This is a genomic window from Vulgatibacter incomptus (genome assembly GCF_001263175.1).
Lineage (GTDB): Bacteria > Myxococcota > Myxococcia > Myxococcales > Vulgatibacteraceae > Vulgatibacter > Vulgatibacter incomptus.
In genome coordinates this window covers 479,013-501,736 of record NZ_CP012332.1, presented here as the reverse complement: position 1 = coordinate 501,736, position 22,724 = coordinate 479,013, and the positions used below count along the sequence as shown (strand labels likewise).

The 22,724-nt window shown below is 70.8% G+C and carries 14 protein-coding genes; 8 read left to right on the top strand and 6 right to left on the bottom strand.

Translation table 11 applies throughout. The features are described from left to right. Positions 1-81: 81 nt before the first annotated feature. A complete protein-coding gene (locus AKJ08_RS01965; RefSeq protein WP_050724521.1) occupies positions 82-2,175 on the bottom strand; it encodes a hypothetical protein in 2,094 nt (697 codons plus the stop codon). Positions 2,176-2,516: 341 nt separating this feature from the next. Between AKJ08_RS01965 and AKJ08_RS01960 the strand changes: the two genes are divergently transcribed. The 3 genes from AKJ08_RS01960 (at position 2,517) to AKJ08_RS01950 (ending at position 8,123) form a co-directional block, all read left to right on the top strand. Further along, positions 2,517-4,511 carry a DCC1-like thiol-disulfide oxidoreductase family protein gene (locus AKJ08_RS01960; RefSeq protein ID WP_050724520.1) on the top strand — a complete coding sequence of 665 codons (1,995 nt, stop codon included), beginning with the start codon at positions 2,517-2,519 and terminating at the stop codon, positions 4,509-4,511. Between the two features lie 181 nt (positions 4,512-4,692). Next, positions 4,693-4,926, top strand: a complete 234-nt coding sequence (locus AKJ08_RS01955) for a hypothetical protein (protein ID WP_050724519.1) — start codon at positions 4,693-4,695, stop codon at positions 4,924-4,926. A gap of 134 nt (positions 4,927-5,060) precedes the next feature. After that, entirely contained in the window at positions 5,061-8,123 is a 3,063-nt protein-coding gene (locus tag AKJ08_RS01950) for an aminotransferase class I/II-fold pyridoxal phosphate-dependent enzyme (protein WP_050724518.1), read from the top strand. Between the two features lie 54 nt (positions 8,124-8,177). Here AKJ08_RS01950 and AKJ08_RS01945 read toward each other — a convergent pair whose 3' ends face one another. The 3 genes from AKJ08_RS01945 to AKJ08_RS01935 form a co-directional block, all read right to left on the bottom strand. Next, entirely contained in the window at positions 8,178-11,915 is a 3,738-nt protein-coding gene (locus AKJ08_RS01945) for a sigma 54-interacting transcriptional regulator (protein ID WP_050724517.1), read from the bottom strand. Between the two features lie 291 nt (positions 11,916-12,206). Further along, positions 12,207-13,793, bottom strand: coding sequence for an MXAN_5187 family protein (locus AKJ08_RS01940; protein ID WP_050724516.1), 1,587 nt, complete (start codon positions 13,791-13,793; stop codon positions 12,207-12,209). Between the two features lie 119 nt (positions 13,794-13,912). Next, on the bottom strand, positions 13,913-14,392 hold the full coding sequence (locus tag AKJ08_RS01935; protein WP_050724515.1) for a hypothetical protein: 480 nt from the start codon (positions 14,390-14,392) through the stop codon (positions 13,913-13,915). 99 nt (positions 14,393-14,491) lie between these two features. Here AKJ08_RS01935 and AKJ08_RS01930 point away from each other — a divergent pair, with 99 nt between their 5' ends. Next, positions 14,492-16,273, top strand: coding sequence for a hypothetical protein (locus AKJ08_RS01930; RefSeq protein ID WP_050724514.1), 1,782 nt, complete (start codon positions 14,492-14,494; stop codon positions 16,271-16,273). After that, positions 16,270-17,448 carry a TPR end-of-group domain-containing protein gene (locus AKJ08_RS01925; RefSeq protein WP_050724513.1) on the top strand — a complete coding sequence of 393 codons (1,179 nt, stop codon included), beginning with the start codon at positions 16,270-16,272 and terminating at the stop codon, positions 17,446-17,448. Before AKJ08_RS01930 ends, AKJ08_RS01925 begins: the two co-directional genes overlap by 4 nt. Positions 17,449-17,506: 58 nt before the next feature. Here the strand turns inward: AKJ08_RS01925 and AKJ08_RS01920 are convergent, their stop codons facing one another. Further along, positions 17,507-18,469, bottom strand: a complete 963-nt coding sequence (locus tag AKJ08_RS01920; protein WP_082342559.1) for an asparaginase — start codon at positions 18,467-18,469, stop codon at positions 17,507-17,509. A gap of 53 nt (positions 18,470-18,522) precedes the next feature. Further along, positions 18,523-19,383: a class I SAM-dependent methyltransferase gene (locus tag AKJ08_RS01915; RefSeq protein ID WP_082342557.1), complete on the bottom strand. Its 861-nt coding sequence runs from the start codon at positions 19,381-19,383 to the stop codon at positions 18,523-18,525. 144 nt (positions 19,384-19,527) lie between these two features. On the opposite strand from AKJ08_RS01915, the gene AKJ08_RS01910 reads away from it, so the two are divergent. Genes AKJ08_RS01910 through AKJ08_RS01900 form a run of 3 tightly spaced genes read left to right on the top strand, consistent with a single transcriptional unit; the run spans position 19,528 to position 22,717 of the window. After that, on the top strand, positions 19,528-20,493 hold the full coding sequence (locus AKJ08_RS01910; protein ID WP_050724511.1) for a DsbA family protein: 966 nt from the start codon (positions 19,528-19,530) through the stop codon (positions 20,491-20,493). 45 nt (positions 20,494-20,538) lie between these two features. Further along, complete coding sequence (locus tag AKJ08_RS01905) at positions 20,539-21,774, top strand: hypothetical protein (protein WP_050724510.1); 1,236 nt, start codon at positions 20,539-20,541, stop codon at positions 21,772-21,774. Between the two features lie 13 nt (positions 21,775-21,787). Continuing rightward, complete coding sequence (locus AKJ08_RS01900; protein ID WP_169788732.1) at positions 21,788-22,717, top strand: c-type cytochrome; 930 nt, start codon at positions 21,788-21,790, stop codon at positions 22,715-22,717. Positions 22,718-22,724 lie beyond the last annotated feature (7 nt).

Below are 22,724 nucleotides of genomic sequence, written 5' to 3'. Positions count from 1 at the left end.
AAAGAGCGGGCGAAACCGCGCCCACTCTCCGAAAGAATCTCGAAAAATGTGAAGTTGGCTTAGCATGGCCCGCCCGGTGGGTCAAGGCGCTCCCGGGCTGCCGAGGCCTGCCTCGGCCGTCTCCTTTCGCCGGTACTGGACCACTTCGTCCACCAAAATGTGACCCCACGGCCCCACCGCCTCGTCCACGATCTCGAGGACGGCCATCCGCCCGCGGTAAGGCTCCACGTCCCAGGTCGTGCGCGCGAGGACCTCGCTGTTCCGCCCCGTCGACGAGAGGACCCGGACCCCATCCACGAGGAGCGAGACACGAAGCCGCTCCGGATCCCTTCCCCCGCCGACCCGTAGGACCAGCAGGTCGCCGTCGATGGGAAAGGCCGGTGAGGTCATCCGCCCGATGGCGTGGTCACCGATGGAAGTGTGAAAGGAGTTCACGACCCCGGGGGTCGCTCCCACGAGCGGCTGTTGTCCCGGTCTGGCCGTGCCCGGGCTCCGCCGGGAGAAGGCCTCTCCCTCGACCTGCCAATCGGATCCCCGCAGGTCCAGGCTCGCAAGCTCCTCGAACCGTTCCGCGTCGGCGAGACCATCCAGCTCCCAGATCCCCTCGGCGCCGGTCTCGGGAGGCATCTCGCCATTCAGGTAGTAGCCTTGCCGATGCAGGTCGCCCCTCAGGTAGCCGAGCTTGATGAACCGGGGCCGCTTCCCCAGGACGTAGCCGTCGGTCGCGCGTTTCTCGTGCCCCGCCTTGCCCTTGCCGAGGGAGGGCACCTGCGAGTGGGCCACGACCGGATCCACCACACCGTAGACGTCGACCACCCGAAGGCCCGCATAGAACCCCGCCGAACCGATGTCGCCGAGGGCGATCACGTCGTCGGGGCCGCTTCGCTCCTTCAGCCAGAGCATGAACTTGCGGGTGGCCTCGACCCTATCGCCCCATCGGACCACCTCCGTCGTCGCCGGCCCCGAGACCGAGCCGGTCTGCCAGACGATCGCCAGCGCGAGCAACGAGGCCGCTCCCACGGCGATCCGCGACGCCATCGCGGCACGATGGTTCGAGCCCGCCTTCGACAAGGCCATCGAGAGCAGATCGCGCACGACCACGCCGACGAGGAGCGCGATCACCGGCACCACGACCAGGAGGAAGCGATGCCCCGGATAGAAATCTCCTCCGACGTACGCGACATACACGCAATGTGTCAGAAGATACACCAACAGCGTCCGCACCAGCGGGTGCCCGATCCGCGCGATCGCAAAGGCCGCGAGCAGCGGGACGTAGGCCCTCTCCCCGAGGAAACCCGCCAGATACGCGAAGCCCCGGCTCCAGCCGTCGAACCCGCTTCCGCCCACCTTCAGATAGAAGGTGTTGGGCAGAAGGTATCCGAAATACTGGTATCGCCAGAGGAAATAGGAGCCATAGACGAGGACGAAGACCCCGGCGGCAGCCATCCACGGGATGATGACACCGCGGATGCCTTCGTAGCCCCGGGATTCACGCGCGCGTCTCAGGACCTCGATAGCCTGGCTCGCGAACGCCGCGAAGACGAAGATCGCGCCGTCCGGCCGGGTCATGACGACGAAGGCCATGCAGAGGCCAACCCAGACGGGCCAATACCGCGGTCTCGCGACCTGGATCGCCAGGGTGAGGAGAATCCACAGCAGGAGGAAGTGACCCTCCAGCGCCTGAATCGCCCAGGGCACGTAGCAGGAGTCGAGCGCACAGAGCCCGAGGGCCACGGCCGTCGGGATCGGATCCCCTCCCCAGAGCCGCCGGCCCAGGAAGAAGACCAGCCCCGCCACCCCCATCGAGACCCCGACGCTCGCCCAGACGGCGAGCGGCACGAGCCCGATCCCCAGCGCCTTCGAGAGCAGATACAGGCCCGAGAGGAAGACGACCCAGAGGAAGTTGGTGTAGCCCTCGACCCTCTCGCCGACGTTGAAGACGAGCCCGTGTCCCTCGACGAGGTTCTTCGCGTATTGCATCGAGATCAGCGAATCGTCGACGACGTTTCCGTAGTAGGCCTCGGACAAGCGAGCCGCGCGAAGCCCGATGTAGGACATCGCGCAGGCGATCACGAGCAGGACGGCGATCCTTCGCGCGAGGGCCTCTCCGGCGAATCCAACCGGCCGTGGATCCGCCACAGCCTCCGATGCAGCGACGCGGTCGATTTCTGCCACCGGACCTTCCCTCATCCAGGGGTCCACGAGTCCCGGCTTGGACGGGACCCTTCGCCTCTCGGCGCCGACGGCGCCGTCCGGAGACGACGGGCGCTCGCCCGCACGACTCGCGGCATCTTCGCGATCTCCTGGTAGAACGAGTGTACGTCCGAATCGCGACGGTCCGATAGCCCTTCGACGACCAATCGCGGGTCGCTCATGCGTCGGGAGCGAGCGTCGGATGGGATGACGTCGGGTGTCGTCGGGTCTCGCGGGAAGTCACCGTCTGCGGGAAGCCCGTCCCCTCGATCGACCCGATGAAGTAGGATGTCGCGCCGGTTGCGCAATCCTTGGGGAACGGAATGAAGGCAAGCAAGAACGTCTCACACGCTTCGCCGATGGCGGTCGAGGGTTCACGATCGGACAAGGCGTCGATCGGGACGCGGTTGCGCGACACCTGGTTCAGCCTGGACCCGCGGAGCCTCGGGCTGTTCCGGATCGGATTCGCCACCTTGCTCCTGGGCGATCTCCTGCGCCGGTTGCCGGACCTGGTGGTCTGGTACTCGAACGACGGCCTCATCCCCAACCACACGCAGCTCTGGCGGCCGGCGGCGCGCTGGATCTTCTCGGTCTTCTTCCTTGCCTCGACGCCGACCGAGGCGGCGATCGGCTTCCTGCTCTGCGGCTTGTCGTTCCTGGGGCTGCTCATCGGCTGGAAGACCCGCCTCTTCCAGCTGCTCAGCCTGATCGCCACCATCAGCCTCCACAGCCGCGGCGTGATCCTCGTCAACGGCGGCGACGTGACGATGAACCTGCTCGCGGCCTGGTCCCTCTTCCTCCCGCTGGGCCGGCGGTTCTCCGTCGATTCCCTCCTCGCCTCCCTTCGAGAGAGGCCTGCGTCGACCGCGGCGGATCTGGCCCAAGGGGTCCCGAGCCCGGTTCGGCCCGTGGTCTCGCTTGCCGCCTTCGGGCTCCTCCTGCAGCTCGCGGTGATCTACTTCTTCAACGCGATCCACAAGGGCGGCAATACGTGGATGGAGGGCTCGGTCGTCCACTACGTGCTCCAGCGGGACGGAATGGTCACCTGGCTGGGCTACCAGCTCCGCGATCACCTGCCCATGTGGTTGGGCAAGGCTCTGACCTGGTCGACCCTCGCCCTCGAGGCGGCCGCTCCAGCATTGATCCTCACGCCCTGGGGTACGACCTGGGCGAGGCGAGTCGCGATGATCGCGCTCCCCGCGATGCACATGGGGTTCGCGCTCTTCCTGAACGTCGGCTTCTTCTCGCCGGCGATGTGCGCCTTCTATCCGCTGCTCCTGTCCGCCGCGGATTGGGACGCTGCCTCGCGCTTCCTGCGCAAGCGAGTCGGGCCGAGGACGGTCTTCTTCGACGCCTCCTGTGGAATCTGCTTCCAGACGGCGAGGCTCCTCACGGCGATGGATCGGCTGGGGCGGCTCCGCTTCGTCGACAACGCGGATGCTTCGCTCTTCCCGCCCGGCGTGACGCCCGAGCTCGTGGAGCGGACCGTGGTCGTGGTCGACGATCAGGGACGCCAGCACACGCGGTCCGCCGCGTTCGCGTCGATCTTCCGCGCGATCCCGGGCGGCTTCCCGATCGCCGTCCTCCTCTCTGCCCCCGGCCTCCGCGCGCTCGCGGACCGCGTCTACGATCTCGTCGCGTCGAACCGCGTCCGGATCTCGACGGGTCTCGGACTCGCCGCCTGTGGCCTCCCGCGGGCGACCTTCGGAAGTTCGGCGCAGGCCACGCCTCCGGCGCCCTTCGCCATCGCCCTTCGTTCGGGCCTCGGATGGGCACGCGAGGCCCTCGTCCTGGTCTTCCTCCTGTCGGTGATCAGCCAGATCCTCGTGGAGAATTCGTCGATTCCCCGCTGGCTCAAGCTTCCACAGCCGACGGTCTTCCGCGCGCTGGTGGCCTATGGCCGCTTCGGCCAGGGATGGTCGATGTTCGCGCCCAACGCTCCGGACAAGGATTGGATGGTGGTCGTCGACGCCCTGACCGTGGACGGACGCCGGATCGACCCCTTCAACTTCGCCGCATTTGGCTACGACGGTCCAGCGCTCCGCGAGGTGCCGGATCTCCAGGGGATGAACCAGTTCTGGTTCGACTACTCCACCCGCATCAAGGACAACCCCGCCTACCACCACACCCTCGAAGGTTGGATCCTGGAACATCACAAGCGGACCGGAAAGCCCGCCGACCGGATCGTCGCCTTCGAGGTGGCCCTCCTGGAGGACCGGAGCCCGCGTCCCGGGTCGTCCGGCTCCACGGACGTGCGAAGGACCGTCTTCCTCCGACACGGGAACCTCGACGGATCGCCGGACGTCGTGGCTCGATGATCGGCAAGTAGGCGTCGCGGCTCGGAATTCCAGCCATCGAGCGACGAGCTGGAATGAAAGTCCGACCTCCGGGTTGATTTGGCGCAGGCGCTGATGGGCTCCGGCGCCGGTCGCCGTCTCGGATTCTGCTCCTTCGAGCGACCGAGGCTGACGTCTCTCCCTACGAGTGCAGGTCATGCAAATGAAGAAGCTGCTCGCTCTGGCTGCGATGTCTCTCTTTGTCTTCTCCGCAACTTCCGCTCTCGCGGCCGCCCCCGCGCCGAGCTCGGTGAAGCCCGTGGCCGTTGCTGCCAACAACGGCCAGACCGACGCGAAAACGAAGGCCGACAAGAAGCAGAAGAAGCTCCACAAGGTCGAGAAGATGAAGGCCGAGAAGACCGACAAGGCCGAGAAGGCCGCGACGCCGGCGAAGTAGTCCATCCAGGCCCTTCACCCGCCCTCGCGCAACGGGGCGGGTGAAGGGCGCTTGCCCGGAGCGAGAGCGCTCCCCTTCGACTCTCGATCGCTCGCGTTGACACGGCGACGTTCGCCGCAGACGATGCCGGGCGGATGAACACCTACCCCTCCCACCCCAAGGAAGCACTCGAGCAGCTCGCGCGCCTGAGCGTCGCGCTCTCCGATCCGGCCGCCCGCGCGTCCGCGCTCGACGAGCTCCGCCTCCTGGCAGCGGAGGCACGGGGGAAGCCCGAAGGCGCTCCCCTGCGGCTCGCGGAGATCGACGCCGCCGTCGGCGGCGAACGCGAGCACCTCGAGCTCCTCCTCCTCCCCTCGATCTTCGCTCCCGAGGACTGGGCGTTCACCTTCCTCGAAGGCCTCCTGGACGTGCCGGCCGACGAGCTCGCTGGCAAGAAGATGGTCGAGGTCGGCACCGGCTCCGGCTGGATCCCGATCGCCCTCTCCAAGTTCACCGGGCTTGCGGAGATCCACGGCGTCGACCTCAACCCCCACTCGCGGATCGTCGCCACCTGCAACGCCTGGCTGAACTGCAGCCCGGAGCAGGCCGCCCGACTCCGCTTCGGCACCAGCGATCTCCTCGTCGACCTCCCCGCCGAGGAGCGCTGGGACTTCGTGGTGGGCTGCATCCCGCAGGTCCTGCGTGCCGACGACCTCGGCGGGGCGCCCCCGGAGGAGGAGCAGGCCCTCTACGATCTGTCGAACTACTGCGCGATCCAGAACGTCTACGAGGATCACTTCGGCCTCGGGCTGATCGCGCGGCTCCTCGACGAGTGCCCGGAGCGCCTCGCGCCCGGTGGCAGGCTGCTCCTGAACCTCGCGGGGAGGCCTGGCCGGGCGATCATCGAGCGGATGTTCTCGCGCCGGGGCTTCCGCACCAGCGTCCTGGTCGCCAGGCGGGTCCGGCAGGCGGCCGACACCGACATCCGGCCGCTGGTCACGCTGGAGGAAAACACCAAGCGTGAGTTCGAATTCTACCTGGAGCAGCACAGCCCCGAACCCATCCGAGCCAGGACCGCCCTCGGCTGGCTCGCCAGCGGCAACCCGATCTGGCACGAGGTCGCCGTCTGGCAGGCCGAGCTCGCGCTGCCACGGGAGACGCTGGCCGTTCGCCGCGCCCTGAGGGAGGCCGGCAGCGGCAGCCTGCTCGGCGATCTGGACCTCAGCGACGCCTCCCAGGAACAGCTGGACTTCGTGGCTTCGCTGGCGAGGCGCCTCGCCGCCGACCCGGTGATCCCCTACGCCCACGAGGCGGGGGACGCCGCGTTCCGCGTCTCCATCGCCCGCTACCTCGAGCGATTCTTCGGCCTCCGCCTGGGAGAGGGCGAGATCTTCGTGGGGCCGGAGCGGGAGCAGACCGTCTACTCGCTGCTCCTCGCCACCTGCGATCCCGGCGACGGCGTCCTGATCACCCGGAACCTCCGCGCCACCTACTCCCGCGCCCTCGAGAAGGCGGGCGTGGACGCCATCGTCACCAACGACACGTTGCGCGAGGTGAAGCGGCTCCTCGGCGCCTTCGACGTGAAGGTGGCGATCCTCGGGGTCGAGCCCGGCGAGCGCAGCAACCTCTCCGCGCTCCGGGAGATCGCGGACGAGGCCGCCTCCCGCGGGATCCTGGTGATCATCGACGAGAGCGCGTTCTTCACGATCACAAGCGGCGTGGAGCCCCGCACCCTCTTCGAGTTCCTCGCCCGGGAGCCGCACCGGCCCAACCTGGTGGTGCTCTACGGCCTGGTGAAGAACGCGGTCTACCCGGACTTCGAGCTCACGCTCCTGCTGCCGGTTCCGGAGCGGCTCCACGCGGATCTCGAGATCGCGGCGGAGGCGACGTACTCGCGGATCTCGACGCCGGTCCAGTGGTTCTACGAGAAGACCTTCGCCGACCTCCTCTCCTTCCGGATCTCGTTCGAGCCTCCCAGCCCCGCGCCCGCGAGGGCGGCGCCGGCGGTGCCGCTCCCCCGCTCCGCACGCATGGAGGCGCTGGCCGCGTTCCCCGCCTTCGCGCCGAAGATCTTCCGAGAGGACGATCCCGAGCTCATCCGGCTCGACTACGGCGAGAACGAGTCCGCCGTGCCCCACCCCCTGGTCGAGGGGCTCCTCGCTGCCTGCGCCGCACCACGGCGCGATCGCGAGCACCACGGGCTGCGGGAGGCCGTGGCCGCGTTCCTCCTCGAGACGCGCGGCGTGGCGTTCGAGAGCGCCGAGGTCGCGATCGCCCAAGGCGTGTGGCCGCTCATCCACGACCTCGCTGTGGCCCTCCGCGAGAGCCTCAGCCGCACGCCCCGGATCCTCGCGGTCACGCCGTGCTACGGCGTCCTCCCGCCCACCCTCCTCGCCGCCGGCTGCGACGTGGAGTACGCGCCCCTCTCCCGGGTGCTCGAGGGCCGGGTCGATCCGCCGGATGCGCTGGTGATCTCGCAGCCGTCCAACCCTTCGGGCTCCTACCTCTCGCGGGAGGAGCTGGTCGCCCTCGCCTCCTTCGCGGTGCGCCACCGCTGCCGGATCTTCTCCGACGAGATCTTCGGCCTGGTGAACCTCTCCCACCCGGCGGCAGAGGCCGTGGCCAGCCCCGTCTCGGTCGAGAGGGCGGTGCCCGGCGTCACGGCGCTCACCTCGATCCTCGGCGGCCTCTCCAAGGAATTCGCCGCCGGGGGCCTGCGCGTCGGCTGGCTCGCCTCGCGCGACCGGGAGCTGGTCTCCCGGGTGATGGCGTCCCAGCTCGGAGGCCTCCCCCTCGCCTCGGCCCGTGCCGCGTCGCATCTCTACGGCGCCTTCGCGCGGAACCCCTCCGGCAAGCTCCTCCACCCGGAGCGAAAGAGGGCGCTACGCCGCCACCTGGACGCGATGCGCGCCGAGCTGGCCGAGAAGCGCGCGCTCCTCGCGTCGGCGCTGCCGCTCGACGCGGGAGGGGACGGGGGCGAGGCAGGCGGCCTCTTCCTCGCGCCGCTGATGACGGATTGGCTCGGCAAGCGCGTCGGCGGCGTCACCCTGACGCCAGAGAACCTCGCCCGGCTCGTCTACGAGCACACGCACGTGGTCCTCAACAACGGCGCGTGGTGCTCGGCGCCAGACCGGATCCGCGCGGTCTTCTCGATCCCGCGCGCAAAGCTCGAGACCGCGGCGGCGAGGCTCGCAGAGTTCGGCAAGAGCCTGCGCTGAAACGCCCTCGGGCCCCCGCGGGCCCGAGAGAGATTCGTCTGCAGGTTGGGCGTACTAGACCGCTTTCGTGAGCGCCCGGAGCCTCGGCTCCGCGTTCACGATCTGCGAGAGGCGCGAGCGCTTCATCTGCAGCAGCCGGGCCGCCTCGGAGATGTTGCCCCGTCCCACCTGCAGGGCGCGGCTGATCATCTGGAGCTCGATCTCGTCCTGCAGCTCCCGGATCCCGAGCCCGCGCGACCGCGCCAGCGCGTAGAAGTCGAGGGGCACTGCCTCGGCGATCTCGCCCGTCTGCACATCCGCCTCCGGGTCCTCTGCGACCAGCGAAAGCAAGCCAGCGGCACCGCGTTCCTGAGCGGCGAGGGCGAGGGGCCGCGAGCGCACGAGCTCGAGGAACTTGCCCTGCTGCGCGAAGGCCTCGAGGTCCACCTCGTCTCCCTCGGCGAAGATCGAGACCGCGCCCACGACGTTCTCGAGCTCGCGGACGTTCCCCGGCCAGCTCCAGCCCCGTAGCAGCTCGAGCGCCTTCGGGCCGAAGCGCTTCGGCCCGTGGCCACGCTCCTCGACCACCTTCCCGAGGAAGTGCGCGGCGAGCGCGGGAATGTCCTCGAGGCGCTCCCGGAGCGGCGGCAGCACGAGCGAAACGCCCTCGAGGCGATAGTAGAGGTCCTCGCGGAAGCGACCGACGGCGATCAGCTCCTCGAGGTTGCGGTTGGTCGCCGCGATCACGCGCACGTCCACCCGGCGGGTCTGCGTGCCGCCCACCCGCTCGAACTCCTTTTCCTGGAGCACGCGGAGGAGCGCCACCTGCGCCCGCGGCGAGAGGTCGCCCACCTCGTCGAGGAAGATCGTCCCGCCGTCGGCGAGCTCGAAGCGGCCCTTCCGCTCCCTCACCGCGCCAGTGAACGCGCCCTTCTCGTGGCCGAAGAGCTCCGAGAGGAGGAGCTCCTCGTTCATGGCGGCGCAGTTCACCTTCACCAGCGCCTTGTCGCGGCGGGGGCTCGCCCGATGGAGCTCGTCTGCGATCCGCTCCTTGCCGGTGCCGGTCTCACCACGGAGGAGGACCGGCGCGAGGGAGCGGCCCACCGGGCCGACGGAGCGGAGCAGCCGCAGCAGCACGGGAGAGCTGCCGATGATCGAGCTCGAGCCGGAGGCGTCGACCACCTTGCGCAGCGCGCCGGCGCGCTCGGGACCCAGCTCGCGATCCTCGAGGCCCTCGAAGAGGCGGGCGCGCTCGGCCTTGGCCAGGAATCGTTCGCGCTTACCGTCGGGGATCCGCGCGGCCAGGTCCTCGAGGAGGCGCACGGCACGAAGGCGGTCGGCCTCGGCGCCACGCACGTCGCCCTGCGCCTCGTAGAGCCGCGAGAGGAGCGCGTAGGTCTTCCACGGCGCCTCGAGATCGGTCTCGCCGCCAACGCCTTCGGCCCGGGCCAGGAGCCTGGCCTTTGCCCGCTCCAGCTCCTTGCCGGCGGACTTCGACTGACCCGACGCCAGTGCGAGCTCGGCGGCCGCCAGATCGAGCTCGACAGCGAGGGCATCGCTCTGCCCGTCCGTGAGGTCCATCGTGCGAGCGAGCCGCCGCCGCGCGTCGGCGAGCTCTCCCTTGGCGAGGTCGGAGCGGAAGAGCGCGAGGCCGGTCTCGACCTGGTAGCGGAGGTTCCCGACCTGCTCGAAGGCGCCCCAGGCCAGGTGGAGGATCGCCTCGGCACGGAACGGCTCGTCCTTCTCGACGAGGATCTCGCCCGCGAGGAGATCGGCCTGCGCGAGCAGGTAGGGATCGCCGACCGAAGCCGCTTCCCCCCTGGCGAACTGGGTGACCGTGAGGGCCTCGTCCAGATCGCCGAGGAAGAGCATGAGCCTCGCGAGGTTCAGCGAATGGTGCGCCGCCTCCTTGGGCCTGCGGCCGCGGACGAACGACGCGATCGCGCTGCGATAGTGCTCGAAGGCCCGCTCGAACTCACCGACCTCGTGGTTGAGCGCGCCCAGGTTCCCGAGGGCCAGCGCGTCCATGATCGGATCGGCTTCCACCGCACGGGCTTCGCGGTAGCGCTCGAAGGCCCGCCGCCTGTCGCCCTGCCGGTGGGCGACGACGCCCTCGTTCACGAGCGCCCGCATCTGCTCGCGGAGCAGCCCCTCGCGAAGGGCCTCCTGCCCGTTCGTCGAGAAGGCCTCCGTCGCCTCGTCGTACGCGCCGAGGTTGAGGTGCGCCTTCCCCATCGTGTTGCGGAGCCCGATGCGGATCTCCGGCAGCTCGCGGGTGCGGGCGATGCCGCGCAGGCAGGCCACGATGGCCTCGTCGTAGTCGCCGGCCAGGAACCGCGCCTCGCACGCCGCGGCATAGGCCACGCTGCCCGCGACATCCGCGGGATCCAGCTCCGACTCCGATCCGGCCACCCGGGCGCAGAGGCGCGCAGCCTGGGAGATCTTCCCGATCCGCACGCAGATCCGCCCGGCCTCTGCCCGGATCCGGCGGGCCTGTGCGGGATCGGAGTATCGGCGTGCCAGGCCGAGGTGCCGGAGGGCGCCGATCGAGTCGCCGCTGGCCTCGAGGATCTCCGAGAGGCGAAGGTGGATCTCGGGCGCCGGCTCGCCCTTGGCGGCGAGGGCCGCCTCGTAGAGCTCCGCCGCGCCGAGGTAGGCGCAGCGATTCACCAGGGCCGCGGCGGCGCGCACCGCCCACTCCGCGCCCCTGCCCGCCGGATCGCCCACCAGGAAGTGCCGGGCAATCTCCTCCGCGTCGCCGCCGCTCGCCTCGAGGGCCTCGCCGGCGGCGAAGTGGAGCTCCTCGAGCTCGAGCGGATCGTCGCTCGAGCTGAGGCGGATCCGATCGTCTTCCCTGGCGAGACCGTACATCGGCGCGCCGTGCACGAGGCTCATCGTGAGGAAGCGATCGTCCACGAGCCGCTCGAGCAGCTTCCGGTCGATATCCCCGCCGGCCACCTCGAGGAGGAGCGGTGCGGGGACGACGTGCCCCAGGACCGCGGCGGCGCGCAGGCAGCGCCGCGCGTCGGGATCGAGGCGAGCGAGGCGGCGGGCGCCGAGGTCGGCCTCGCGGGGAACCAGGAGCGCTTCGAGTCGCGCCGGCACGCCGGCGGACCTCTCGTGGAGACGCTCGGCGAGCTTCGCCTCGTCGAGGAAGGAGCGGACTCCGGCGACGTCGAGGCTGCCGAGGGAGAGCGAGGATCCCGGGAGCCGCTCGATCGCCTCGGCCAGCCGGTTGGACGGCGGCTCCCGCCAAGCGACGATCAGGAGCGGCCCATCGGACCGCCCGGGAGCCGCGAGCGCCGCGACCACCGCGGTGAGGAGCTCGAGTGAGCCGCGATCGGACGCGTCGAGCTCGTCCAGGAGGATGGCGCCGCCGGCGTGGCCCGCGACGAGGAAGAGCTCGGCGAGCGCGTCCACCATCCCCATGCGGGCTGCCTCGCCGGACGCGAAAGGCGCCGCCGCCGAGAGGGATCGCGTAGTGAGCACGGGGCCGAGACGGCCCTCCAGCCGCGCGAGGGTCGCCGGGTCGACGCCGGTCCGCCGTCCGAGGTCGAGGAGGCGCCCTGCGAGCTCGCGGACGATCCCAAGGGACGAAGGGCTGGCGCGGCTCGCCCCGGCCAGGGCCGTCGGGATCCCCTTGGCCTCGAGAGAACGGGCGACGGCGACCAGCAGGTGGCTCTTTCCGATCCCTTCGCGCCCCTGGATGACCACGCGCCGTGCGCCACCCCGGACGAGATCGTGCTCCTGGAGGATTGACTCGAGCTCGCGCTCACGACCACCTGCGAAGATCGGCTCCATCCGGTCCATCATCGCTGCCTCCTGGCGATCCGCCCATTGCCGCGACGCCGTACTACCCCCTTCGTGATTCAACCCCGAACCGAGCGTCTGCGACGGGAATCTTCAGCTTATCCGGTAGCGCGTGTGGCCGCCAGGAACTCCGGACGGCCCTCCGAGCGAGTAACGAGCGACTCTCAGAGCGTGTGAAGCAATCGGCCCCGCCGAAGCGGGCCCGCTTTCTTCAGCTCGCGCTTCGCGCGAGGGCGCTCCTTTTCGTTTGCTCGCCTCCGGCTCGCGAGAGTTCGTGAAGTTCTTCACGAACTCTCAGTCCTTCACCGGCGACGCCTTGAGCGCCGCCTTTCCGTCCTTCACGTACGCCGTGAAGCGGACCGTCCGACACTGATACTTTTCGATGAGCTGCACGCGGTTCTGGCGGAGCTTGGCCGCGAACTTCTCGAAGCCGAGGCCCTCCACCGGCTCGCCGCACTCCCCGCGAAGCCTCATGAAATCCTCGAAGACCTGCTGGAGGTGCAGCTCCTCCGGATCCGGCTGGGGAATCGCGATCACCGGCGCCCGGCTGGTCGCCCGCAGCAGCGCCTCGGGGATCGCGGCGACCACCGTGGCCTCCGGGTTGAACGCGCCGCCCGCGGCAGCGGCGATCGCGGAGCCGAAGGGATCCTCGACGCCGGGCTGGCGAAGCGGCAGCTGGCGGGTGGGCTGGTCCCATGCGCCCCCCTCGACTACGCCCCCCCCGACTACGCCAGTCTCGGCGAGCGGGCCGGACGAGACGGGTCCGCGGCTCCAGCCGTCGCTCCGAGGACCGGCGTCCGCGAAGCTGACGCCGTTGCCCAGCACGACGGGCGCCGGATGCTCGATGGTGCGCTCGGCGGCGAAGGGCCCCGGCGTGGCGCCAAACGGCGCGGAGCTGCCGAGCTCGAATCCGGCCGCGGGGCCGGGCGTTCCCCCGAGGAGCGACGAGGGCTCGCCGCGGGACGGCGTTCCCTGGAAAGGGAAGGAGTCGGCCACGTCGGAGGGAGGCTCCGGCGGCGGGGCTGCAAGGGGGAGCGAAGAGGCGGATACGCCCGCCTGCCGCGCCTTGGCCGAGAGGCGATTGATCGCGCGGCCCAGGCGGCCGAGGTCGCCGGAGAGGTGCTCGGCGGCGTGGGCCGTGGCGCTGCCCTCCGCGGCCTGCTCGGCGGCGTCCGCGAGCTGGGAGAGCCCGGCGGGCGCGCGCTTGCGCCCCTGGAGGAGCGCGAGGAGCACGCCGACGAGCAACACCGCGAGCGCGATCTCGAGCGCGCGCTCCTGGGAGGCGACGATCGGCGCCATGGCGTCGGCGGTCGAAGCCGAGACGATCAGCTCGCCGCCGTCGACCCCGGGGACCGCCATGCGGAATCCGCGAAGAGCGGCGGGCGGCGGCGCCAGGAGGGGCAGCGGCAGCGCGCCGTAGAAGGAGAAGCGATCACCCGAGAGCTCGCCAGAGCCGAAGGCGGTCGCGCCGGCCGACGACGCCGCCACCTCCGACCGCTGGGCGGGAGCGAGGCTCGAGGCCTCGACCTTGCCGCCGCGGAGCAGGGTGACGTCGGCTCCCACGAGGCCGGCGAGGCGCCCGGCGAGCGCGGCGTCGAAGGCCTCTTCGTGGGTCTCGGCTGCGGTCCCGCCCACCGGATCCTGTACGGCGTCACCCTTCCCGTCGCGCTTCGCGGCGGCCTGGGCCTTCTCCGCCGGAGGCTCGGCTGCGGGCGCAGCGGAGGCGGCGATCAACGCACCTGCGGCCTTCGCCGACGCCTGGAGGCGCTCGTCGAGCTGCCGCTCGGCGGCGCGCATCGCCTCGGGTCCGTCCAGGTAGAGAGTCGCGCCGGTGGCGGCGACCGCGAGGAGGGTCAAGACGAGGACGGAGAGGCGGGCCATGCTGCACCTTCGGACCGGGCGTGCGCGCCGGTTTTCACGCGCAGCGATGGGTTTTGGCGGGCTGGTAGAAGCCCCGGTTTATAGCCTCCTGGGGGGATGTCGTCAAACAACCGACGCGGCTATTCGATGAGCGAGCGCAGCGCTTCCTCGACCGCGCCGAGGTCGTCCGGCTCGATCACCTTGGCGACCCGGCCGCGGGTGTCGGTGAGGATCACCTTGGACTCCGGTCCGAGCTCGAAGCGATCCTTCAGCGCCACGCCGTCCGGATCCGCGTAGGTGCGGAACGGGATGTCCGCGATCGACACCTCTTCACTCGTGGCGAGGCCGACCACCGTGATGCGATCGCCCCAGCGCAGCTGCGCCGTCCGGCAGGCATCCGCCGTCGAATCGCCGCTCCGCCCGAGCACGCAGAGCAGCGTCACTTTTCCGACGGCGGCGCCCAGGACGAGCGGCCCGCCGTTCGCCGTGAGCTCGAGCTCGATCTTGCGGCCGATCGCGGGCCGGGAGCCGATGAGCTCCGGGGCCTTCGGCGGCGGGATTCGCTCGGAAGTCACACACGAGAGGACGGCGAGGACGGGCAGGATCCTTCGAAGAGTCATGGCGGCCCCGGACGCGCAGAGGCGTCGCTTTCGCGAGGCTCCGGCGGATCGCCAGGATATGCATCGATCGACGCCGGAGGAATGTAGGATGTAGATCCGATGCGCCACCTCCTCCCCGCCTTCCTGGCCGTGATGGCCCTCGCGCTCGGCGCCTGCGGCGCGAGCTCCAGGGATTTCTCCGGCGAAGGCGCCGGCGGCTCGGGAGGATCGATCGGCTCGGAGCCGTCGCTGCCGAAGGGAGGGCCGCTCGCCCTCGCGGGCCCCGACGCCAAGGCGCTCCCGGGCATGCTCGTTCGTCTCGACGGGCGGGGGAGCTTTCCGCCCGAGGACGCCAGGGCATTCTCGGTCCTTTGGACCCAGGAGGCCGGGCCGCGGGTGGCCCTGAGCGATCCAGCCGCGCTCGTCACGACCTTCGTCGCGCCCTCGCGCTCGGCCCGCGAGACCGATCGCCTGGTGTTCCGGCTCACCCTGGACGACGGCACGACCCGCTCCATCGATCGGCTCGCCATCGAGCTCGTCGACGATCCCGCGCAGCTCCTGCCCGCGCCGGTCGTGCTGGGTGCGGCGGATCAGGACGTCCGCCCGCGCACGAGGGTCGAGCTGCCCGCGCCGAGGTTCGCGGATCCGGCGTGCCTGGCCGAGGGAGGCGACGCTTCATGCGTCTCCGCGACTCTGCCCTTCTGCTGGACGCAGATCGAGGGCGCCGTGCAGATCGACGATCCCTGTGACGGAGCCGCCTCTTTCGTGGCCCCTGACGAAGAGGGCGTGCTCGACTTCAAGGTCGAGGCCCACAGACGGATGGGCGACGGCAACCGCGCCAGGCTCTGCAGCGAATCGGACGCCGGTCGCGAGCCGCCGTTTTGCGCGGCCCCCGATTACCTGCGCGTCATCGTGCGGAAGAGCGCGACTCGTATCGATCCACCCACGTCGGACATCGGTTTTCCCGACGACCTCCCCCGGGTCGGGGACATTCTCCTCGTGGAGAGGGAAGCCGCTCGGTATCCCCCCAAGGTGAAGTTCGTCGCAACCATGGGCGATCCGGAAAAGCGGGATAACCTCGCCTTCCATTCCTACCGCGCCCTGCTCGGGGACGCGCCCCTGGCGGACCTGGAGCGCCAGGAGCTCTGGCTCCCCCACGGGTCCGGCTGGCCCCGGACCGTGGCCGTCGCCTTCGAGGCGAGGTTCAATCGCGTTCGGGCGGCGCCGAAGGCAGCGATCGTCCAGTGGCTCCCTCCGACCGATCGCCCGCCCTTGCACGCCAGGGCGAGGGTTCCTTCGTCGTCGGACGGCTTCGTCGCCGCGGGCGAGCCGGTCGTCCTGGAGGTTACCGACGTCGACCATTCGGATCCCGATTCCCTCGAGACCTGCTGGGAGCAGGTGCTGGGCCCGGAGGTCCAGCTCAGCCCTGCTCAGGGCTGCCACCCCGGCCTCGGTGCCCGATCGTTCGTCGCCCCGATCGGCGTCAGCCCCGTCGATCTCTCGTTCCAGGTCGTCATCCGCGACGGAGGACCGCTCTCCAGCCCCCCGGACTACGCCGTGGTGCACGTGGCTCCTCCAGGATTCGAGCCTCCTCGCCTGGCGATCGCGGCCCCGACAGAGGCCGTCGCGGGGAAGGCGACCCTCCTCGACGGATCGGCCTCGAGCGCAGCGGGCGGCGGATCGCTGGCCATGCGCTGGAGGCAGGTCTGGACGCCGGATTCACCGAGGGTGGATCTCGAGGTAACGGAGTGCCCGGGCGCCCCGATCGCGTCCGCCGGTTCCTGCGCCTCGCTCTGGGCGCCCTCGAACGCCGTCGGGAAGACGATCGAGCTGGAGCTCCTGGCGACCGACTCCGATCGGATGACCGCTACGCGCCGGGTGTCGATCGAGGTGACGAGGTGAAGGCTGCCGCCGTCGCGGGCCTTCTCCTGTTGGCGCTCGCGGGCTGCGCCCACGGCGCGATCCGACCGGACGAGCAGGTCCTCCACGTGCGATCGATCGTGGGCGTGATCCCCAGGGGCCTCGTGGAGCGGAGCGTGCTCGTCGAGGCCGAGCTCGAGGCAGGCGACTCCATTCCGCCCAGGGTCACCCTCTCCTTCTTGGAGGCCTCCGGCAGGCGCCACGCCATCTGGCGGGGGGAAGGCGACGCGACCCTCCCGGCCCTCGAAGGCGGCGAGGCCCTTCGCGTGGACGAGGCCCTCGCGGCCGTCTCGGCGGGGGCGCCGCTCTCGAGCCTCTTTCCCCGGTTTCCGGCGCTGCCCGGCGAGGCCGATCACGCTGCGCCGATCGCCGCGCACGCGAAGCCGAACGCGGAGCCACGCAAGAGCGCGACCGCGAGAACCGCGGCTGACGGAATCGGGCCCGCTCCTGCGGGACCGATTCCGTCATTCGCGCTGCGGGGCAGGCTCGAGGGCTTCCGCCTGCTCGTCGAGCGCCGAAGGGACCCGCGCTACGGCGAGGCGTGGATCGCGGTGTTGCGCGGGCCCGACGGCGACGACGAGGCGGAGGTCGGGCGGATCGTCGCGGGCGATCTCTCCCTGGCCTTCCTCGGCCCTGACGTCGCCGCGCTGGCGGTCCGGACGGGCACGGGGTCGCTGAGGACCGAGGACCTCGTCGTCGTCGATCTCTGGGCCGGCGCGTCGCGGCTGTACACGGAGCGGGCGAGGCTCGCCCTCGAGGCCGGATCGCTGCCGGCGGCAGAGGCCGCGCTCTCCCGCGCCGCCTCCTTCGAGGCGCCGGACCCGACCCTGGCCTTCGTGCGGGCGCGCTTCCTGGCCCGATCCGGCGCGCCGATCGGGGCGATCCTCGCGTCCCTGGAGGAAGCGATCGAGGCGGAGCCGGCCCTCTACCGGATGCAGGCCCGGACGGCGGCGGACTTCGACCCCGTCCGCGGCGACGAGCGCTTCGCCGACCTCACTCGTCCACGCGCGCTCCCTGGGAGCAATCGGGCGGGCGGCGACGTGCCCGCCCCTGCCGAGCCGTGGGAGTGGGAGGAGGAGACACCCCCGGTGAACCAGGAGGAGGCGCCGGAGACGGTGCCCGACGGCTCGCCGATCGAGCTGCCGCCGCCAGGTTGATCCAGGCGCCCACGCAACGCGGCGCCGAGCGGTCGCTGCTCGCGAAGGCGGGACGCCCTCAGGTCCCCGGCGTGCGCTCGCCGGCGACGTTCGCCTCGAGGATCCGCCGCACGCCCGCCAAACCGCGTCCGTAGGCCGCCGCGTGCATGAGCTTCACCACCGAGGCTTCCGGCGTCATGTCGCCGGCGCCGATGGCGCCGAGCTCCAGCGCCGCCGCCCCCGACTCGTAGAGCGAGAGCGCCACCGCGTTGCGCTCGGATTGGGACGTCACGAGGACCGGGACCTTCCGATCCCGCGCGAGCGAGAACAGCGGCAGCAGCGAGCGGGGCCCCTGGATCGGGAAGTTCCCGGCGCCGAAGGCCGAGACGACCAGGCCCTTGACCTCCCCGTTCGCGAGGTGCGCGACGTGGGGTGCGGGATCGATCCCCGGGAAGACCGGCAGCGAGTGGATCCGCGTCTCCAGGCGATCGAGGAGCTGGAAGGTCCCCCGCGGGCGCCGAGCCGGCGCGATCGTCACCTCCACCCCCAGGCCGCCGAGGGGCGGCAGGTTCGGCGAGGCGAAGGCGTCGTACTCGGCGATCTTTTGCTTCCGCGACCGGTTGCCGCGGAAGAGCTTCGAGTCGAAGCAGATCACCACCTCGGGGAGCTCCGGCCCCCTGGCGGCCGCCGTCACCGCGTCGATCAGGTTGAGGCGCGCGTCGGTGCGGATCTCTCCGATGGGCACCTGCGAGCCTGTGAGGACCACCGGGCGCGGCAGGTTCCGCAGCATGAAGGAGAGCGCCGCCGCCGTGTAGGCCATGGTGTCGGTGCCGTGGGTGACCACGACGCCGTCGAAGGCGGAGAGCCTCTCGTGGATGCGGCGGGCCAGCGTCTGCCAGAGCGCCGGGCTGATGTCCGAGGAGTCGACGTTGGAGTGGATCTCCAGCTCGAGCCGGGCGATCCGCCACAGCTCGGGGACCCGCTCGCGCAGGGCCTCGACGAAGGAGGAGGGGCGCAAGGGGCCGGGCCGCCGGCCCGCCATCCCCAGTGTTCCACCGGTATGAATGAGCAGTACTTTGGGTAAACGAGCGTTCTTCAAGGTTTCTCTGCCAGCACCACCATCCGCGGCGCGCGGAGGTTGAACGGCGTCCTCTCCAGCGTGCCGTAGACCGCCAGGACCCGGAGCCCAGCCTTCTTCAACAGGCCCCGGATCTCCTGCTCCGACCAGGCGCGGTGGTCGAAGACGTACCGCCGCTCGCGGCCGTCGGCCAGCAGGATCCGCCTACCGTGGAAGCGCCGTAGATCCGTGTCGTAGCCGAACTCGTCCAGGAGGTAGCCGCCAGGCCGAGCGGCCCAGGTCCGGGTACCGTTGGCCTCCTGGAGGAGCTCGCGGTTGTTCAGGTCGAGGAACAGCCGCCCGCCCGGCACCAGCGAGGCGGCCATGCCCCGGGCCACCTGCTCGTTCTCGGCCTCGGAGAAATAGCCGAAGGACGTGAACATCGAGAGCACGGCGTCGACCGGCTCCAGGTTCTCCAGGGGCAGGCTGCGCATGTCCGCGAGCCGGAGCTCGAGCGAGAGGCCCTCGGCCTCACGGGCGCTCGCCGCCGAGGCCAGGAGCTCGGGCGAGCGATCGAGGCCCGTCACCCGGTAACCCTGCTTCGCCAGCGCCAGCACGTGGCGGCCCGCCCCGCAGCCGACGTCGAGGATCCGGGCGGCGGGCCGGAGCGCGAGGGCGGCGAGGATCGACCGGACCTCCGCCTCCCCCGACTCCCGCGTCTTCTCGGGATAGAGCAGCGGGTAGTCGGGCCCGAAGTAGCTCTCCCACCAGGGCTTTCCGTCAGGACCCGCGAGAGGCTCGCGCCGGCCCCTCGCCTCCGGCGCTGCGGCGCCCGGCACGTGGGAAGGCGGCGCGGTCAGAATTCCGGCCCTGGATCGTTCTCGCTCGGCCGTTGGCATGGCAGGCTCCCCCTCCCGGCGCCGTCGCCGGCTCCCTCGGACAGCGGGATTAGCAGGGGAAACGAGCCTTTACAATCTTGACAACCGTTCGCTAGGATGCCGCCCGATTCGATTACAGGACGGCCCCGGGAAGTGACTTCGAGCATGCGCAGAGCCTCATTCTCCCTCCTCATCGCCATCGCGGTCCTCGCGTCGGCCTGCACCCGCGAGGACGGCCGTGCGGCCACCTCGAAGGTGCCGACTCCCGAAAAGCCGGCTCCCGAGAAGCCCGCTCAGACGGTGAAGGCCGCGATGAGCCCGGAGGAGGCCGCCGCGGCGCTCCCCGGCTTCCCGATGGAAGCCCTCCCCTCCTTCGTCCGGGACAACCTGATCTCGGCGGCCCAGGACGAGTTCGTCTTCGATGGCAGCCCCTACACGCTCGCCGGCTGCCTCCGGGAGGATCTCCCGTGCAAGGCCAACGCGACGCGGGGCCTTCAGCTCCTGCGGACGATCCTGAACGCGGGCGCGAGCCGCTCCGAGGCCCTCACCGCGTACAACCGCTACTACCGCTCGTTCGAGAAGGCGCAGCGGCAGACCATCGATCTCGCCGGCGCCGCCTGCCGCGGCCCCGCGGACGCTCCCGTGACCGTGGTGGAGTTCTCCGACTTCGAGTGCCCCCACTGCGCCGCCGCGAGGCCGGTCCTCGAGAGGCTGCAGGCCGAGCGGAGCGATCTGCGGCTCTGCTTCATGCACTTCCCCCTGCCCGGCCACTCGAACGCCTCGAGCGCCGCCCAGGCCACCGTCTTCGCCCAGCGCCACGGCAAGTTCTGGGAGCTCCACGACCTGGTCTTCGAGAACCAGCAGCGCCTCTCGGTGGAGGTGATCAAGGAGCTCGTCGCCAAGGTCGGCCTCGATCCCCAGGCCCTCGTCCGCGCCGTCAAGGCCGACGAGCTCAGCCCGATCGTCGACCGGCAGAAGGCCGAGGGCATTCGCCTCGGTCTGCAGGGCACCCCGTCGATCTTCATCAACGGCCGAAAGCACGAGCTCCCCTTGATGCCGGAGCTCCTTCGCTTCACCATCGACGACGAGCTCCGATGGTCGTCCAACGGCGGCAAGTGGGCCGTGCCCTGATCCGATACCGCCTCTCGCCCTGAGCGAGAGAGAGCGAGGTCCAACGTGCGTCTTCCCCCCTCGCGCGCAGCCCTGACGGCTGCCGCGCTCGTACTCGGAACCTCGCTGCTTGCGGGGACCTTTGCCAAGCAGGCCCACGCGGCCAAGAGGCCGGTGACGGCGCCCGGCGCTGCCAAGGTCGAGGCGCCGCCTCCGTCCCCCGAGCCCGAGCCGGCTCCGGCCGCTCCCGCCGAGCCCGCGCGGAAGCGCCCGGTGATGGCCCCTGGCACCCAGGTCGTGGCGCCGCCGCCCAAGGCGGAGCCCGAGGAGTCGGCCGCCAAGGCCGCGGCGCCGGTCGCCGCCGAGCCGGAGGCGCCCGCCGAGTTCCAGGGCCTCTCGTCGGTGAACGTGCAGGCTGCCGTGGAGAGGGGCCCGGTCCTCCTCCCCGCCGAGTCCCGGACCAGCAAGCGCGTCGGAGACCTCCAGTTCACCTTCTCGGTGAAGCCCGGCCGCCCCATCGCCGGCGAGTCTGTCGAGCTGGTCTGGAAGATCCAGGAGATCCTCCACATCCCCGATCCCTTCCTCGGCGATCGCAAGCCGGCGGCGCCTGCGAAGCTCGTCGTGACGATCTCCGGCCCCGAGAAGGCGCGCACCTTCGAGGTGCATGCCCTCGAACAGCCGGGCACCTGGGGCATGCACTTCACTCCGCGTGCAAACGGCGCCTACCTGGTCCAGATCGAGCGCGCCGACGGCAAGCCGGGCTACAAGACGCAGTTCGACGCCTTCATCGGCGTGGCGCCCCCCAGCGACGCCTCCGCGCGGCGGGGGGGCGTGAACGACCGCGCCGAGGAGCTCATCCCCGCCCGTGCTCCCGACGACCGGAGCCTCGACGGCGTGATGTCGGAGCTCGGCAAGCGGTGGATGGCCCTGGAGCGCGCCGCCGGCACGCCGGACGCGGAGCGGGCCCTCGCCCAGGTCCAGGAGCAGGTGGCCAAGGTGGCCGGCAAGGCCCCGGGGAACGCCGCGGGCCACGCCGCCGACTTCGACCAGCTCGCGAAGCTGCTGGCCGATCGCACGGGCGCCCTCACGGCGGGCGCCAATCGCACGACGACCCTGGACGCGCTCCAGTCCGTACAGGCCGACGCCTGCATGCGCTGCCACACCCAGTTCCGGTTCGGCCTCGCCAGCAGCGTCCGCTCGTGGCCGCAGTTCGAGGTCTCGGCAGATCCCAAGCGTCCGGCGCCGGCGGCTCGAGATGCTTCTCCGAAGCGGGGCCGCGGCCCCATCGCCCCCCGCCAGTAAGAGGAGGATGATCATGCGCACGCTCGCTCTCGGCTCCCTCGCTCCCTTCGCAGCCTCCCTCCTCCTCGCGCCCGCCTCCGCCTCGGCGGATTGGCTCCTGCGCGGCGACGCCGATCACGGCGGCCAGCTCTTCCGCATGGAGTGCGCATCCTGCCACGGCGTGGACGGAAGCGGCTCCGACGCCTGGCGGAAGGCCATCACAGGCAAGAAGGAGCTCGGCACCCTTCCCGACCTCACCGACGACGCCTTCATGGCCCAGCGCTCCGACGCCGAGCTGCGCCGCGCGATCCGCAAGGGCCAGGGACGCGAGGGGACGATCGCCGGCCACGCGTTCTCCAACCTCTCCTCCCTGGACACCTGGGATCTGGTGGAGTGGCTCCGCGCCGACCGGCTCGCCGTCGACGACTTCTTCCCCGGCGCCGCCAAGTTCACGGCCAAGGGCTTCCAGATCGACGAGTACGGCGCCCAGCGCCTCAACGAGAAGCTCAAGCTCCAGCTGGCGCAGAGCGACCTCGATGTGGTGGTGCTCACCGTCTACAAGGGCGAGCGCAAGAGGAACGAGGGGGTCCGGCTCGTCCCGTGGCGCCCCGTGGATCTCGATCTCCTCAAGGTCGCGGACCGCATGGGCTACCTCACCTTCGCCGAGATCGCGGTCCCGAAGACGAGCGAGACGATCACGGTCGGCCTGGGCCTGGGCACGGACGGCAAGCTGCGCAAGGTGATGGTGAGGGAGTCCGATCCCGCCAAGCGCGCGGCGTACGAGAAGATCCTTTCGGCCTTCGTGGGCCAGGGCGGCAAGGGCGCCCAGGTCTACACCGCGCCGAAGGGCCTCAAGGACGGCGACCTCTGGGCGAAGGCCCTCACCCGCGCCGCGGGGATCGCCGCCGAGGGCGTGACCATGTACGAGAAGGCCGAGCGCTCGCGCACCGCCTTCGATCGCTGAGACTTTT

Bases quoted from the DNA above. Each gene is read 5' to 3' on its own strand.
- AKJ08_RS01945 (WP_050724517.1), bottom strand. From the start codon at position 11,915: ATGATGGACCGGATGGAGCCGATCTTCGCAGGTGGTCGTGAGCGCGAG.
- AKJ08_RS01940 (WP_050724516.1), bottom strand. From the start codon at position 13,793: ATGGCCCGCCTCTCCGTCCTCGTCTTGACCCTCCTCGCGGTCGCCGCC.
- AKJ08_RS01950 (WP_050724518.1), top strand. From the start codon at position 5,061: ATGAACACCTACCCCTCCCACCCCAAGGAAGCACTCGAGCAGCTCGCG.
- AKJ08_RS01955 (WP_050724519.1), top strand. From the start codon at position 4,693: ATGAAGAAGCTGCTCGCTCTGGCTGCGATGTCTCTCTTTGTCTTCTCC.
- AKJ08_RS01915 (WP_082342557.1), bottom strand. From the start codon at position 19,383: ATGCCAACGGCCGAGCGAGAACGATCCAGGGCCGGAATTCTGACCGCG.
- AKJ08_RS01960 (WP_050724520.1), top strand. From the start codon at position 2,517: ATGAAGGCAAGCAAGAACGTCTCACACGCTTCGCCGATGGCGGTCGAG.
- AKJ08_RS01900 (WP_169788732.1), top strand. From the start codon at position 21,788: ATGCGCACGCTCGCTCTCGGCTCCCTCGCTCCCTTCGCAGCCTCCCTC.
- AKJ08_RS01930 (WP_050724514.1), top strand. From the start codon at position 14,492: ATGCGCCACCTCCTCCCCGCCTTCCTGGCCGTGATGGCCCTCGCGCTC.
- AKJ08_RS01920 (WP_082342559.1), bottom strand. From the start codon at position 18,469: ATGGCGGGCCGGCGGCCCGGCCCCTTGCGCCCCTCCTCCTTCGTCGAG.
- AKJ08_RS01910 (WP_050724511.1), top strand. From the start codon at position 19,528: ATGCGCAGAGCCTCATTCTCCCTCCTCATCGCCATCGCGGTCCTCGCG.
- AKJ08_RS01935 (WP_050724515.1), bottom strand. From the start codon at position 14,392: ATGACTCTTCGAAGGATCCTGCCCGTCCTCGCCGTCCTCTCGTGTGTG.